12 protein-coding genes and 1 tRNA gene are annotated in these 14113 nt (G+C 56.7%); 8 read left to right on the forward strand and 5 right to left on the reverse strand.

Translation table 11 applies throughout. The features are described 5' to 3' along the window. Positions 1 to 3: 3 nt before the first annotated feature. The 3 genes from ACRZ94_RS19310 to ACRZ94_RS19320 are packed head-to-tail and all read right to left on the reverse strand — an operon-like array spanning position 4 to position 4120. The gene (locus tag ACRZ94_RS19310; RefSeq protein WP_480656227.1) at positions 4 to 1692 is read right to left on the reverse strand and encodes a dynamin family protein; all 1689 of its coding nucleotides are present in this window, start codon (positions 1690 to 1692) and stop codon (positions 4 to 6) included. A gap of 8 nt (positions 1693 to 1700) precedes the next feature. After that, a complete protein-coding gene (locus ACRZ94_RS19315) occupies positions 1701 to 3710 on the reverse strand; it encodes a dynamin family protein (protein WP_480656225.1) in 2010 nt (669 codons plus the stop codon). A gap of 2 nt (positions 3711 to 3712) precedes the next feature. Then, a complete protein-coding gene (locus ACRZ94_RS19320; RefSeq protein WP_480656394.1) occupies positions 3713 to 4120 on the reverse strand; it encodes a hypothetical protein in 408 nt (135 codons plus the stop codon). Positions 4121 to 4840: 720 nt separating this feature from the next. Here ACRZ94_RS19320 and ACRZ94_RS19325 point away from each other — a divergent pair. Next, positions 4841 to 4925: transfer RNA gene (locus ACRZ94_RS19325), tRNA-Leu, on the forward strand. 68 nt (positions 4926 to 4993) lie between these two features. On the opposite strand, the gene ACRZ94_RS19330 is transcribed toward ACRZ94_RS19325, so the two are convergent. Next, the gene (locus ACRZ94_RS19330) at positions 4994 to 6055 is read right to left on the reverse strand and encodes a Hint domain-containing protein (protein WP_480798092.1); all 1062 of its coding nucleotides are present in this window, start codon (positions 6053 to 6055) and stop codon (positions 4994 to 4996) included. Between the two features lie 185 nt (positions 6056 to 6240). Here ACRZ94_RS19330 and ACRZ94_RS19335 point away from each other — a divergent pair, with 185 nt between their 5' ends. From ACRZ94_RS19335 to ACRZ94_RS19345, 3 genes are all read left to right on the forward strand, one after another. Further along, positions 6241 to 6744, forward strand: a complete 504-nt coding sequence (locus tag ACRZ94_RS19335; RefSeq protein ID WP_480798093.1) for a class I SAM-dependent methyltransferase — start codon at positions 6241 to 6243, stop codon at positions 6742 to 6744. Between the two features lie 167 nt (positions 6745 to 6911). Further along, positions 6912 to 7358, forward strand: coding sequence for a GtrA family protein (locus ACRZ94_RS19340; protein WP_480798094.1), 447 nt, complete (start codon positions 6912 to 6914; stop codon positions 7356 to 7358). A gap of 90 nt (positions 7359 to 7448) precedes the next feature. Further along, on the forward strand, positions 7449 to 8258 hold the full coding sequence (locus tag ACRZ94_RS19345; protein WP_480656215.1) for a VOC family protein: 810 nt from the start codon (positions 7449 to 7451) through the stop codon (positions 8256 to 8258). Between the two features lie 12 nt (positions 8259 to 8270). Here the strand turns inward: ACRZ94_RS19345 and ACRZ94_RS19350 are convergent, their stop codons facing one another. Next, entirely contained in the window at positions 8271 to 10127 is a 1857-nt protein-coding gene (locus ACRZ94_RS19350; RefSeq protein WP_480798095.1) for a sigma 54-interacting transcriptional regulator, read from the reverse strand. A 203-nt stretch (positions 10128 to 10330) separates the two neighbouring features. Here ACRZ94_RS19350 and ACRZ94_RS19355 point away from each other — a divergent pair, with 203 nt between their 5' ends. The 4 genes from ACRZ94_RS19355 to cynS are packed head-to-tail and all read left to right on the forward strand — an operon-like array spanning position 10331 to position 13987. After that, a complete protein-coding gene (locus ACRZ94_RS19355; protein ID WP_480656211.1) occupies positions 10331 to 11722 on the forward strand; it encodes a CmpA/NrtA family ABC transporter substrate-binding protein in 1392 nt (463 codons plus the stop codon). Continuing rightward, positions 11723 to 12559: a nitrate ABC transporter permease gene (gene ntrB, locus ACRZ94_RS19360; RefSeq protein WP_480656209.1), complete on the forward strand. Its 837-nt coding sequence runs from the start codon at positions 11723 to 11725 to the stop codon at positions 12557 to 12559. A gap of 12 nt (positions 12560 to 12571) precedes the next feature. Further along, positions 12572 to 13477, forward strand: coding sequence for an ABC transporter ATP-binding protein (locus ACRZ94_RS19365; RefSeq protein WP_480656207.1), 906 nt, complete (start codon positions 12572 to 12574; stop codon positions 13475 to 13477). A 39-nt stretch (positions 13478 to 13516) separates the two neighbouring features. Beyond that, positions 13517 to 13987 carry a cyanase gene (gene cynS, locus ACRZ94_RS19370; RefSeq protein WP_480798096.1) on the forward strand — a complete coding sequence of 157 codons (471 nt, stop codon included), beginning with the start codon at positions 13517 to 13519 and terminating at the stop codon, positions 13985 to 13987. Positions 13988 to 14113 lie beyond the last annotated feature (126 nt).

Consider the following 14113-nt stretch of genomic DNA (forward strand, 5'->3'; position numbering starts at 1 on the left):
TGGTCATAACGCACGAATCTCCGGGCCACCGCGATCGGGTGCGTTGGGAACAGAACCCGCGGCGTCCTTGGTGTACCGAGCGTAGTGTTCGGCTGCAATCTGGTCGAATTCCTCAAGGAAGGCCCGGAATACGTTTTTCATTCCCTCGGCATCCTCGGGCAATTCCTCATCCGCAGTGATTTCACGCCACATGGACGCGGCACTGAGCGGAATTCCGGCGGGGACGTTCAGCAGGTCTTCAAGCTGTTCGTGTTTTTCCTCGGCCGCATCCTCGTTCGTTTCGGACACAGCGACGATCTGCATATCCACCAACCCGTTCGATTCCGGTTCCGGCTCATATTCATCGTCGGTTCCGGTGGATTGCTCTGCCAGAAGCGCGGTGATCGACGAAACCGAGACCTCGGCGCTGGGTTCTTCCGAGCCGTCGTCATCCAGTTCCATTGTCCCTTCATCGGACGCGACAGCGGTCGTATCCAGAGCGTCAGCCGGGTCGTCCAGCTCGGAAACGGAAAGGATATTGTCCTCGTCTTCTTCCAGTTCCTCTTCGCTCAGAAGATCGAAAGAATCCTCTTCGGCCGCGTCATCGCGGAATTCGCCAAGGTTCAGGCTGTTTGACCCGGTATCCTTGAAGACCGCGCGCAGCTCGTTCCCTTCGGTTTCGGCTTCAGGGGTGGCTTCGGGGGTTTCAGGGACCATTTCGGCACGCAGACGTTCGGCCTCGGCGGGGTCGATGCGCTCTTCGCGTGCCACTTCTTCGGTCCGGCGTTCCACGCGGGCAGGACGGATCGGGAAGTTGGTGACAACTTCGTCTTCTTGCGCCTCTTCCGTCTCAAGAACCGGATCAACCAGTTTCAGCGGTTGCTCGACTTCACCTTTTCGCTTTGGACGGATCGGATGTACACGCCCGCCTTCAGTCAGGCCGTGGTCAATCTGATAGCGCGAGAGCATATCGGCGCGGTTGTCCATGATCTGTTCGGTGATCTGCAAAAAGCTGTCGACCATTTTGCCACCGCCGCTGCGTGCCCACAGTTCGGCATCGCCGCTCTTGTCGCGTGCGTTGATCGCATCGCGGGCCGAAAACAGAATCGAGCGGTTGAACAAATGCCCGGCTTCGCGATTCACGCGGCGCAGAACTTTTTGACGGTCTTTGGCCCCCAGCACATCGGCCCGGGTCACCAGCAACAAGGAGTTGTTCTGCAGACGCTCGGGAAGGGAAACCCAGGTTGCGCGTTCGGTCTCGCGCCAGGCCTGGGTTGCGTGGGTGCACCACAACACGCCGTTGGCCTGACCAACTGCACGGCGCCAGACGTCGCTGGAGATTTTGGGATCCGAGATTCCGGGCGTGTCGATCAGATCGACTGCTTCGAGAATATCAGCCTCCAGGAAGATACGCACAAATTGGGCATCGTTGACGCCTACGTTTTCCAGCTCATCCAACGAGATGTTTTCGCGGGTGCCATCAGGGCGGTGTACATAGGCGGTGTTTTTACCCCAGCTGAACCAGACAGGGGGCAGCTGCGTTGCAGTTACCTGTGTCGGCAAAGCCTGCGAGCGCAGCAAAAAGTTCATCAGCGTGGATTTCCCGGCACTGAATTCGCCCATCAGGGCAAAGATCGGTTTGCGCCGGGACCACTGCTCGACGCGTTCCCATGCCTTAGGAGAGACGAAGCGGGTTTGTGTATCTTTTGCCATGTCGCTACTTATGCTGCCTCGTTACTTAGATCTTTCAGGATGTCGCCCAGAATATCGTCGCGTGATTTCTTGGGCGTCATGCCCGCCATCAAGGCGGCCTGGTTGGGGTCCTGCTCGGCCGAGGCCGAGATGCTCAGCAAGGTTTCTTTCTGCTCGCGCAGGAAGTCCGACAAAGCGGCCCGTACATTTTCCAGAACGGCTGCGATCTGGTTTTCCTCAAGGTCCTTGGTGATCGAGTTCGCCTCGGACGCGATCAAACGTGTGTAATCTGCGGCATAGGCCTCGAACCCTTTGCGCCGTTGCCACCAGCGCCGCCACCACGTGCTTTGCAAATCCAGTGCGATGGTGCGTCCGATGCCCAGCGGCGGCGGAACGCGGGGAACGATGGGCGCCTCGATGCTGAACTCACCCAGATGGTTGCCCAACAGCTTTTGATACAGCGCCTCAACATCTGCTGCCGAGGCATTGTACAGCGCACCGGCCTCTTTCCGCATTGCGCGGGCAAAGCTGAAGTAAGCCGCCTTTTGAAGGGTCCGCAGACCGGCCGGATCATATTGCCACGTGCCTTGCTCACCGTTTTGTTCAAGATGAGAAATCAGGGAATCCGTGGCGCGTTTCACAAAATTGGATTCGGCCGAGTTCAGCCGCTCCAGCACTTTGTCACGCAAAGAGGTGGTAAGGGCCGCCGCTTTTTTCTCATATTCCTCAATGACTTTTCCGATGGCCTCTTCGGGGGCAACTCCGTCCAGATCGCGGACCACGCCTTGCCCTTCGGACAGGTTCTTGGCCACTGCAGTTGCCCTGATCTGGCTGGCAATGTTGCGCGCACGATGGCGCACACGGTCCAGCAAACGGTTTCCTGCGCCTTCGACGATACGTTCATTCATGGCCAGTAACAGGTCGGGCAGACCGGACAGGGCCCAAATCTTGTCCAGCGACGGGGCCTGATCGCCAAACCCGGCCGCCAGGTAGAAGGTGTTCAGCGCCTGACGAGACTCCTCGGTCATGATGTCGGGGTTGCCGGTCAGGGCCGCCTCGGCCCACATGGCGCTGCCGAACACCACACTGGTATCTTTGTCGATATTGTTCTGTTTCAGCGTGTCCTGAATACGGTCGCGAATTTCAGGGACCTGATTGACCGGGTCCGACAGTTCATCAATCCGGTTTACAAACAGGATGATCTGACGATTTTCGAACTGCGCGATGATCCGCATCAGCGCCATATCCATGGTGGTCAGGGCCTGGCTCGCGGCCAGAACCACCACGCAGACCTCGGACCCGCGCAAGCTGCGCAGGGTGATCTGTTCGCGCACCATGAATGTGTCGTTCACGCCGGGCGTATCGCATAGCTTCAGTGAGATCGGGTATTGCGGAATGTCCATGAACAGTTCCGCCGATTTGGTCACATCGGCAAACCGTCCAGTCTTGGGGTTGATATCCGGGTCCTCATCGTCGCCCAGACAGACATAGCGCTGAATCAGTTCGTCGTCGAAATAGTCGTACTGATGACTTTGCCCCAGAATCAGATCGAAATGCTGACCCAGACGGGCCTCGGACTTGGCCTTCATCTCGCCGATCTGACGGCGGATGTCTTCCATCTCATCATCGGCACCGGCGCGGTTGGCCAACTCACCCAGTCGGCCGCCGCCGACCATCAGATTGTCCCATTCTTCCTGCTCAAAGAAGGTGAACTTGGCCTTTTGGTCGCCTTCGGTCCGGGTGTTGATGTTCAGCGTGGTTACCACCGACGTCCACGGGTTCACATCCGAGGGCAACAGGGCAGGGCGCCCGGACAGGATGTTCACGATCGAGGACTTGCCCGCTTTAACCTGACCCACCAGCGTTACGCTGGCGGTAAAATTCTCCATCCGAGTCTTGAGCGTCGCAAGTCGCGCCGAGGACCGCGCATCCGCCACCTCTGTCAGTTGGTCGATCTGTGCCGAGAGCGCAGACATAGCCGAGGTCATCGGCGTCAGGGCTTCGTTTCCTACGGACAGAAGATGGTCGTTACGGGCCATGGTTAGCCTCCGGTTCCAGTAGCAGCGATATGGTGTTGAGCCTGACCGGCCGCATCGCTGGTCAGAATGTCGATTCGGGCGATCAGGTTGAGCGCATTGCCCAGAATCGCGGCTTCATCGCCGGGTGAGATTTCCTCATAAGCGTTGGCATCCGCCAGAACTTCGATCTCACTGAACTGATCGCTATTTTCCAATAGCGCCAGACGGCGCCCGGTCGGAAAACCATCAGATTTGGTTTTGGGCAGCGGCATACGTGAATTGGCCAGCAAGTAGTGCCCGCCTGAATGCGTACGCAAGGACACGCCGAAACCGGTGTTCGGGTGGTCGCGATTCAGGGACTTCAATTCACCAAGAAAACTTTCGCGGGCAAGACCAATGGCGTCTTGCTCAGCAGCAGCAGAGTTCATCATGTTGGTCACGGTTAAGACCCTTTTGTTCGAGTTGAGCAACAAACTGGTATTGTGCCAGTGGGCAAAAAAGACTCATTAACTCCCGCTCACCATCATTGTGGGTAAGCCAGTGTTATTTTTTGACGCGAATAAGATTTTTTGGCGTTTGAATTGTGGCGCAAACATGGCTTGCTGAACGGATGTTGATCAACCTAGGGCAGTATCGTTTCCAAATCGGCGGATATTGCCACGTATCTCGGGCTTTGGATCTATGATCTTTCGGATCATTAAAATAATAATAAAAACAATATATTGTCGTGTGTTGACGTGGTGGCCTGCCACGATAGAGAATGGCTTCTAAGGGTTTCTTGATTGTTTCCTCGTGCCCGGCGAAGTGCAGTGTTGGTCCTTCTGTTTCGGCAGTTCAACGTAAACGCGTTTAAAAAAATGACCTTTAACTCATTAATGTTCTCGATTTAGGAACAATAATTACAGCGAATAGCTTTGGAGAAATTCTTGCCGCTGAACCCAACATGCTGAGAAAGCCCCGAGTAAAATACAAAGTGGGACGGGGTGGCGTGCGTAAACTGACCGGCTGCGCCCGCTGTTCCTGCCTCTGGCATACTTGATGATTGTTGCGGATTAGCGGTCAATAATCTTGCCACTGTTCGATTTTACCTCTCGCACTCTCCGATTTGCTTTGCTATTGAGCACGCCATCCCGGCAGGCGTTGCCGGAGTTGCGGGTGTGGCGAAATTGGTAGACGCACCAGATTTAGGTTCTGGCGCCGCAAGGCGTGGGGGTTCAAGTCCCTCCACCCGCACCACTGTTTTCCAGTGCGAATCGTCATAGGAATTGCTGTCAGGCCGCCTGAGCGCCGGTGCTTTCTGAGTGTTACGCAAAAACGACCGAAGCTTCAAAAGACTTCAGAATCGGGCGGGCTGCTTTGCACATTTGGTCTGAGGTGACGTCCAGTTCCGGGAACAGCGTTTGAATTTCAGCGACGCTGTCTTCATCCAGCGCGGCCACTCCAACCTGGCCCAAAAGCAGGCTTTCCGATGCAACACCGTTTGCCCAGATGATCTGATGATCGTCGAATAGCAAATGAAAATACTCGACCTGTCCACCCTCTCGTACAGACAGATAATTGCCGTCGACCAGATGTTTCGCCGCCGCGAAAACCTGCGGGGTGCCAAACTGCAGATCGACGTGCGCCCCCTGCAGCAGAAGGCGGTGCTGTGGGCTGACTTCGAGGGTATCTGTGGCCCCCAAAACACCTGTGTGGATACGGATGGGCGCAAACTTTCCAATGGCCGTCATCCTGCGATGACCAATCCAGCGGATCGGTTGCGCGCCATGGTCCATCGTCAGGACCAGATCACCGACGCACAGCGACTCGATCGGGCGGGGGCCACCAGGGCATTCGATCATAGCGCCCTTGGCAAAGCATAAAGGATCGGCTTCCTCCCGCTCGCCAAACATCGAATAGCCCGTGTTGAACCCGTTGGCATAGACGGGGGACACCAGTTCAATCGATTGGATCGCCTGCGCGCCAATGGCATCCTGATCGCCGTTTTCTTCAAACTCAGGGGACCAGTAGGTGTTTCCGTTCGTGTCCTGAAAAACAACCGCTGTTATATTGGCCGTCGTGCCGTCTGTATACGTAATGACAGCGTTGAAGATCATCGATGCATCAAAGGTTTGCGGGGCTCCGCCATCGATGCTGAACTGATCATTCGACACGTTGTTGTCGATGTCATAGGTGTCCGGGTCGCCACCGCTGAATCCGTTGCCTGCTTCGGAAAGAGTTTGTCTGTCGTCGAAAAGGGGATCAGCGGCTGAGCCATACGTACCCAAGGCCGAGTCCACCGCGAATGTCGAGAGGGTCTGGTTGCCTTCAACAGGATCCCAGATTGGAAGATTCCCAAGGGAGAAGACGGTGAATGTCGTGGCCATTGGATACTCGCGAAAACAAAAACAGTTATACGGTCAACACAAAGACAATAATATTCGGTTAACACAAGTGTTAAATCCTAGGCTTTGGAATTGCGCGAATCAGTGTTCTTTTTTTGACGCGCTGACCGACAATCCCCAACTGCGTTCCCGCATCTTGGGCAACACTGACCCTGCTGAGCTGAAAGGTGCGACAGGTAAGTGGTCAGGTCCTCGACTTCACCATTTGGGATTGCAATATAGCGAGGCATCCGGTTCCTTTAAGGTCAAGCCGGTGTCGAAAGGCACCTTTCCTTCAGGCTGGTGCGGGGAAAATCCGTGACATCCGCAATGATTTTGAAGCACGGGGGTTGGATGAGGAACCGACGAACATTTTGGATTTCGGTGGAGGGATAGGGGCATCGGCCCCGTATTTCGCGTCTTTCTTCCCAAATAGCGACATTACGCTTGCTGATGTGTCTCAGCGGAGTCTTGATCTTGCCAACCAACGCAAGGTTCCACGCTGTACGACCCTGCATTTTGATGGAAGCACCTTACCTTTGCCGGACAACAGTCAGGATATTGCATTGGCGGCTTGTGTTTTTCATCACATCCCGAAGAGGCGCATGTTGGCCTGTTTCGTGAAATTCGCCGGACCTTGCGTCCCGGAGGGCGGTTTTTCGTGTTTGAGCACAACCCCCGGAACCCTCTGACAGTGCGTGCGGTGAACACTTGCCCGTTTAATGAAAATGCCGTCCTGATCAACGCACGCACTTTGCGTAAACGGATGGAGGCGAGTGGATACTCACCCAGCGATGTTGATGTGAAGTTCCGAATCTTTTTTTCCGCATGTCCTTAAATCCTTACGTCCGCTTGAAGCGTGGTTGACCAAGCTGCCGATAGGTGCGCAATACGCAGTCCGGGCCCAAAAATGAAACAAACGGGGCTGCAAATCCTCAAATTCGGCTTTGTCGGTCTGGCAAATACGGGCGTTGGACTGTCTGTTATTTTGGCCTGCATGTATCTGCTTGGGTTTTCTCCCGTTCTGGCGAATATGGTAGGGTATGCAGCTGGGCTGTGTTTTTCCTATTTTGCAAACAGCCGGTGGACATTTGGGCGGGACGCATCCTGGTCGTCTGGAGGCCGCTTTATGATCGCGTTTGCGATCAGTTATGCGATGAACTTGGTTGTGCTTCTGATCTTTGTTCATGCTTTTCAGGCGCCGCACCTTGTGTCGCAGATCGCAGCCTTGCTGACCTATACGGCGGTTTTCTTTCTTCTCAGCAAGCTGTTCGTGTTTCCCGACCGGTCGTGCCACACACCATAGGTCGCCAAAGAATCCCCGCGTTGGCTTGGGCTTGGCAGGTCTTTGACCAGTACCTAAGTAACTCCTAGGTACGACCCAAAAGGCCCTGAAATGAGTTTTCGCGTTGACAGCAATTTTGTATTCACTGACCTGTCCTCATACGACACAAACGCGTCCCGCAGGTTTTACGCTGAGGTTTTTGGCTGGAAAACACAGGACATGGGCAAAGCAGCGGCAGCATCGGATGACCGCTTCGGTATGGATCAGGTGACATATCATGCCGCAATGCAGGGCGCTGAAATGGTGGCCGGTATCTATGATATGCCTCCGTTTTTTCGAAAACTCAAAATGCCACCGTTCTGGATGTCTTACCTTGCTGTGGATGACATCCATGGCGTTGTCGCCCGTGCCAAAGAAACGGATGGTGTGATCGTTGATGTCCCGCCCACGCCTTTCGGAGATGGCACCATGGCGCTGATCCGTGATCCGCTTGGGGCAGGCTTTACCTGCTATGACGGCCCAAGTATCGACAGCAAAGGCGATGGCAGCGGTTACGGGCGCATGGTCTGGAACGAGCTTTTTACGTCTTCGATCACTGGGGTTGCGCCGTTTTACAGCCACGTACTGGGGCTTGATGTTGTGCCCGATGACCGTTTTCAGGGCACCCGCGCCAAGCTGCTTAACCGAAACGGCCAAGAGATCGCCGGGATACGTGCGCTGGACAAGACCCTGCGGGGCGACAAGGTCTACTGGCTTCCCTCCTTCAGTGTGGACAGTGTCGGCTCTTTTTCCGCTCGTGCCGTGTCTGCTGGCGGTACGTTGCTGTCGCAGGATGAGGATAGCGCGCTCTTCTTCGACAATAGCCGGGCCGCTTTTGGGGTGATCCAAACGGGGGCCCCATACGGCAATACCAGGCATTGATGGAAACTTGGCTTATTGCCATTCTGTGTCTGCTATTTTCATCGATTTTATCCGCGAATACAACGTCGTCGGCTTAACGCCGAGCAATGCCGCTGCGCCGGATGGCCCGGAAACCGCCCCTTTTGTTTCGCGCAGTACGGCAATCAAATTCGCCCGGATGAGTTCTTGTATTTGGGGTTCGGTGCGAAAGGACGTGCTTGCCTGTACGCTTGATACAGCCCCCTCCAATTCGACCACCAGCTTTGCGCCTTGCGAAACGATAGCGGCACGTTCGATCACGTTGTGAAGTTCGCGCACATTTCCGGGCCAGTCGTAGCTTTGCAGTTGTTGTACCCCGTGTTCCGTCAGAACGGGCACCCGTCGGTTAAGCCTGCGACCGGCGATCTTCAGCAGATGCGCGGCCAAATGCGGGATATCCTCGCGGCGTTCGCGCAGAGGCGGGCAAGTGATCGGAAACACGTTCAGGAACAGATACAGGTCTTCGCGAATGCGATCGGCACGACGAGCCTGCGCCTCGGTCAACGAGGTCGCGGCGATGACGCGCAGGTCGATCGGTTTTTCCCGTGTGTCGCCCAGCCGGGTGACGACCCCGTTCTGAAGCACCGCCAGAAACTTGCCCTGAATCTCCAGCGGCAGCTCTTCTACATCGTCTAAAAACAATGTGCCGCCATGGGCCAGTTCCAGTTTGCCGGGTTTATCCCGTGTGGCGCCGTTTGGGGCGCCGCGCACCTGTCCGAACAGCTCGGCCTCAATTTCTTCGGGGGCCAGAGAGCTGCATTTGAAATGAATGAGCGGCCGGCGGGCGCGGGGACTGGCCTTATGTATTTCGGTCGCCACCAGAGACTTGCCAGTGCCCGTCTCGCCCGAGATCAGCACGGTTGCATCCGTTCCGGCGACCAGATCAATCCGCGTGACGATCTGGCGGATCGCAGGCGAGGTGCCGATAATGTCGTGATGCGCCCGTTCCGACGTGATCGCCTCTTGCAGATAGGCGTTCTCTTGCTCCAACCGGTCGCGCAGCGCTGCGACCTCATCCAGCGCGTCGCGCAGTTTACGTTCGTTCTCTTTGCGTTCGGTGATGTCGCGAAAGATCACCACCGCTCCGGCCAGAACCTGTTGGTCGTAGATCGGGGTCGACACGTATTCGACGCGGATTGGTTTGCCGTCCTTGCGCCAGAACACCTCATCCTCGATCCGGTTGACCTGTTCGAACCGGAAGGAGCGATAGATCGGACATTGTTGCGATGGGTAAACCTCGCCATTCAAATGATGGTGGTGGATCATCGAATGGATATCCTTGCCCAACAGGTCCTGCGTGGTCCAGCCCAGCATTTCTTGTGCCGCGCGGTTGACGAAGGTGGTCTTGCCCTCGGCATTGACGCCATAGATGCCTTCGCCGGCCGCGTTCAGGATCAGCTGGTTTTGTCGCTCCAGTTCCGCAAAGAAACCTTCGGTCCGCTTCCACTCCAGAATCCCGCCCCGAAAGGTCTCGGCCATTGCGGTCAGTTCGGCCCGATGATCCAGCGCATCCAGATCCGTCAGCGTCATCATCAGCCACCCCGACTTGCCCGTCAACAGCCGCGCGCGCAGCTCGCAGCGTTTGGTTTTGCCCTGTGTCGAGGTCAGGGGAATATCGCGGGTCCAGCTTTCGCTGCGGTGATCGATCTCTTCGATGAACACCACGAATTTTGGCAGCGCTGACTGCAAATAGCGTGAGAAGGGCAGGGGGTCGTCTTGCGGCTTTGCATCCAGAAAATCCCGGGCGTGCGTGTTCCAGTCCACAATTCGGTCAGTAGAGGTGTCGAGCACCAGCGCCGCCTCGGGCAGCGCGTGCAAAATGGAATCGGGGGGCAACAAGGTAAGCGTCATACCCACAGTCTAGTGCTGCGGCGCGGCATCTGAATTCGAGATTTCGTAATTTACGAAAGATCGTAACCATGTGCACAGAGTTGGACGCTTATATCATTGATTAAAAGTCATTTTCTATTGCGCACAAATTTTGTGCGGCTGCTGTTTTGGGCGAAATTCGACTGGCACCATCATGGCAACTTAACCGACACAAGGGGAAAACCATGACGATCAAGAGCCTTGGAAATCCGTTTTCCGCAAAGACCGACCTGCGCCACGGGGCCGATTGCGGTTGCGAGGGGTGCCTGTCCGGCCACGGCCATGACAAGGACTATGCCGAGCCCGAGGTTATGACCTCGGAACAGATGACCGAACGCGTGGTCGAAAGCGCGATTGTGCGGTCTGTGTTTGGGCAAAGCGACATCAACCGCCGGTCGTTCATGGGGATGCTGGGCGGCGGGACCGCTGCGGCGGCGCTGGCCTCGGTCTTTCCGCTGGAACAGGCCAAGGCCGCCATCCTGGACAATCTGGGCACGCCTGAGAAGACCGACCTGAACATCGGCTTTGTTCCGATCACCTGCGCCACGCCGATCATTATGGCGCAACCGATGGGATTCTATGAACGCTATGGCCTGAATGCTCAGGTCATCAAAACAGCCGGCTGGGCCGTGGCCCGCGACAAGTCGCTGTCGGGCGAATATGACGCCAGCCACATGCTGACACCCATGCCATTGGCGATGACCATGGGCGCGGGTTCGGTCGCAACGCCCTACATCATGCCTGCAGTCGAGAACATCAACGGGCAGGCCATCGTTCTGTCGAATGAACATCTGGACAAGCGCGATCCGAAGCAGTGGAAGGGCTTCACCTTCGGCGTGCCGTTCGAATACTCGATGCACAACTTCCTGCTACGCTATTACGTGGCCGAGTTTGGGCTGGATCCCGATGTTGATATCCAGATCCGCGTTGTGCCCCCGCCAGAGATGGTTGCGAACCTGCGCGCAGGAAACCTCGACGGCTATCTGTCGCCGGACCCGTTTAACCAGCGCGCCGTGTGGGAGGGGATCGGCTTTATCCACACCCTGACCAAGGACATCTGGGAAGGCCATCCCTGCTGTGCCTTTGCCGCGCCGCTGAGTTTTGCGACCGAGCTGCCGAATACTTATGGCGCGCTGCTCAAGTCGATCATCGACGCCACGCAATTCGCGTCGAACCCCGATAACCGCAAGGATATCTCAGAAGCGATTGCGCCAACCAACTACCTGAACCAGCCGGTGCCTGTGATCGAGCAGGTCCTGACCGGTACCTATGCCGATGGGCTGGGCGAGGTGCAACAAGTGCCCGACCGGATCGATTTCGATCCTTTCCCATGGCACTCGATGGGTGTCTGGATTCTGACGCAGATGAAGCGTTGGGGCTATATCGAAGGCGATGTGGATTACAAAGGTGTGGCCGAGCAGGTCTATCTGGCTGCGGATGCCAAGAAGATCATGACCGACCTGGGCTATGACGCGCCGGACGTGACTTATAAATCCCACACCATCATGGGCAAGACCTTCGACCCGAAAGATCCCGAAGGATATGTGTCAAGCTTTGCAATCGGGAAAGCGTCGTAAATGTTGGACAACCTCTCGATAAATCAGCGCGCGGCGCTGCTGTCGGTGGTGATGCTGGTGGTTGGCCTTCTGATATGGGAGGCCGCCATTCCCGCCCAGAAAGCTGCCGGAGAACTCACCGAATACGAACGTCTGACCGGTGGCGGGGCGCAAAAGGCCGGTGTGCCGCCCCCAAGTCAGGTCATCGCCAAAGCTTGGGAGCAGCTTTCGAACCCGTTCTATGACGCCGGCCCCAACGACAAGGGGATCGGCATTCAGATCGGCTATTCGATCTATCGCGTTCTGGCCGGGTATTTCATGGCTGCCCTCGTGGCGATCCCGCTGGGTTTTCTGATCGGGATGAGCCAGGTCGCTTACAAGGCGTTCAATCCATTCATTCAGGTGCTGCGGCCCATTTCTCCGCTGGCGTGGATGCCGCTGGCCCTGTTCATCATTCAGGACAGTGAGGCAAGCGCGATTTTCGTGATCTTCATCTGCTCGATCTGGCCAATGCTGATTAACACAGCCTTTGGCGTCGCCGGTGTCCGGCAGGATTGGGTGAATGTCGCGCGCACGCATGAACTGGGGCCGTTTCGCACCGCCTTTACCGTCATTCTGCCCGCCGCTGCCCCAACGATCATTACAGGTATGCGGATTTCCATCGGAATCGCGTGGCTGGTCATCGTTGCGGCCGAGATGCTCGTGGGTGGGACCGGCATTGGCTATTACGTGTGGAACGAATGGAACAACCTCGACCTCACCTCGGTGATCTTTTCCATCCTCATGATCGGCATTGTGGGCATGCTGCTGGATTCGGCCTTTGCCTACCTGCAGCGCGCCGTTGCCTATGCCGAATAAGGAACAACACTCATGAGTAAACCGTTTCTGAATATCGAATTGCTGACCCAGCAGTTCCCCGACGGTCAGGGCGGCACCCTGACCGTCTTCGAAAACGCCAGCTTTGGCATCGAAAAAGGCGAATTCGTCTGCATTCTGGGTCATTCCGGCTGTGGAAAATCGACCATCATGAACATCCTGGCCGGTCTGGCGGAGCCCACATCAGGCGTGGTCAAGATGGACGGGTTCGAAGTATCCGGCCCCTCGCTGGATCGCGGCGTGGTGTTCCAGAACTACTCGCTGCTGCCGTGGCTGTCGGCGCTCAAGAACGTGACCTTCGGCGTCAAAGCCCGCTATCCCGGCTGGCCCGCCGCCAAGGTTGAAGAACACGCGCGCGCCTTTCTGGCCAAGGTGGGGCTTGAGGGCGATGTGGTACACCGCAAGCCCAGCCAGTTGTCGGGCGGAATGCGGCAGCGTGTGTCCATCGCGCGCGCCTTTGCCAACCAGCCAAAGCTGTTGTTGCTGGACGAACCCTTCGGCGCGTTGGACGCGCTGACCCGGGGCACGATTCAGGACGAATTGCTGAAGGTTTGGGGCGAAACCGAGCAGACAGTCTTCATGATTACCCATGACATTGATGAGGCGATCCTGCTGGCCGACCGCATCCTGCTGATGACCAATGGCCCGTTTGCACGGGTCGCCGAGTCGGTCGAGATCACCATTCCCCGGCCACGAACCCGGACGGAAATCGTCGACCACCCCAATTACTACGCGATCCGCAACCATCTGGTGCAGTTCCTTGGACAGCGTTCCAAGGAACTCGCCGGTCAGGCCAGCGACGGTGCGGCGCAGCGGCCAGAATCCGTTGTGATCGACCTGACGGACCCGGCCCCCGATGTAGCTGAGACCAACCCTCAACTGCGGGCCGTCAACGACTGAAAGCCCCGCGCACGGACATTCAAATCAGGAGGAACCCCAATGAAAGACACAATCGAAATCCCCGCCATGATGACCAAAGAAGATGTCACCATGATGATCCTGTCGGCCAAGAAACAGGCTGGCCTGACCTGGGAAGGCATCGCCGAGAAGATCGACATGTCGCCGGTCTGGACCCATTCGGCCTGCATGGGCATGAACGCTTTCCCCGCCGACAAGGCCGACGCCATGGTCACCTTGATGGGCCTGCCGCAAGAGGCCGCGAGCGTACTGGCCGAGCCGCCCACAAAGGTCTGGGAACAAAGCGTCCCCACCGATCCCTGCATCTATCGGTTTTATGAAATCGTTGGCGTTTATGGCCCGACCCTGAAGGCGCTGATCGAAGAGAAATTCGGAACCGGCATCATGTCGGCCATCGACTTCGACATGCAAGTCACCCGCGTGCCGCATGAAAAAGGCGACCGGGTCAAGGTCGAGATGTCAGGCAAGTACCTGTCTTACAATTCCTGGTGAACGACGTCCAATAACTCAGACCATTTTGTAAAAGGAGTGAGCCGGGCCATTTGGCCCGGTTTTTTGTGAGACGCTTGTGTTGGCGGTTATTGTAGGGCCACTGACGTTTCCAACTCCGGGCTTTGG

The sequence above is a fragment of the Ruegeria sp. CH10 genome, from assembly GCF_056537125.1.

Bases quoted from the DNA above. Each gene is read 5' to 3' on its own strand.
- ACRZ94_RS19345 (WP_480656215.1), top strand. From the start codon at position 7,449: ATGAGTTTTCGCGTTGACAGCAATTTTGTATTCACTGACCTGTCCTCA.
- ACRZ94_RS19320 (WP_480656394.1), bottom strand. From the start codon at position 4,120: ATGATGAACTCTGCTGCTGCTGAGCAAGACGCCATTGGTCTTGCCCGC.
- ACRZ94_RS19315 (WP_480656225.1), bottom strand. From the start codon at position 3,710: ATGGCCCGTAACGACCATCTTCTGTCCGTAGGAAACGAAGCCCTGACG.
- ACRZ94_RS19365 (WP_480656207.1), top strand. From the start codon at position 12,572: ATGAGTAAACCGTTTCTGAATATCGAATTGCTGACCCAGCAGTTCCCC.
- ACRZ94_RS19350 (WP_480798095.1), bottom strand. From the start codon at position 10,127: ATGACGCTTACCTTGTTGCCCCCCGATTCCATTTTGCACGCGCTGCCC.
- ACRZ94_RS19330 (WP_480798092.1), bottom strand. From the start codon at position 6,055: ATGGCCACGACATTCACCGTCTTCTCCCTTGGGAATCTTCCAATCTGG.
- ntrB (WP_480656209.1), top strand. From the start codon at position 11,723: ATGTTGGACAACCTCTCGATAAATCAGCGCGCGGCGCTGCTGTCGGTG.
- ACRZ94_RS19310 (WP_480656227.1), bottom strand. From the start codon at position 1,692: ATGGCAAAAGATACACAAACCCGCTTCGTCTCTCCTAAGGCATGGGAA.
- cynS (WP_480798096.1), top strand. From the start codon at position 13,517: ATGAAAGACACAATCGAAATCCCCGCCATGATGACCAAAGAAGATGTC.
- ACRZ94_RS19355 (WP_480656211.1), top strand. From the start codon at position 10,331: ATGACGATCAAGAGCCTTGGAAATCCGTTTTCCGCAAAGACCGACCTG.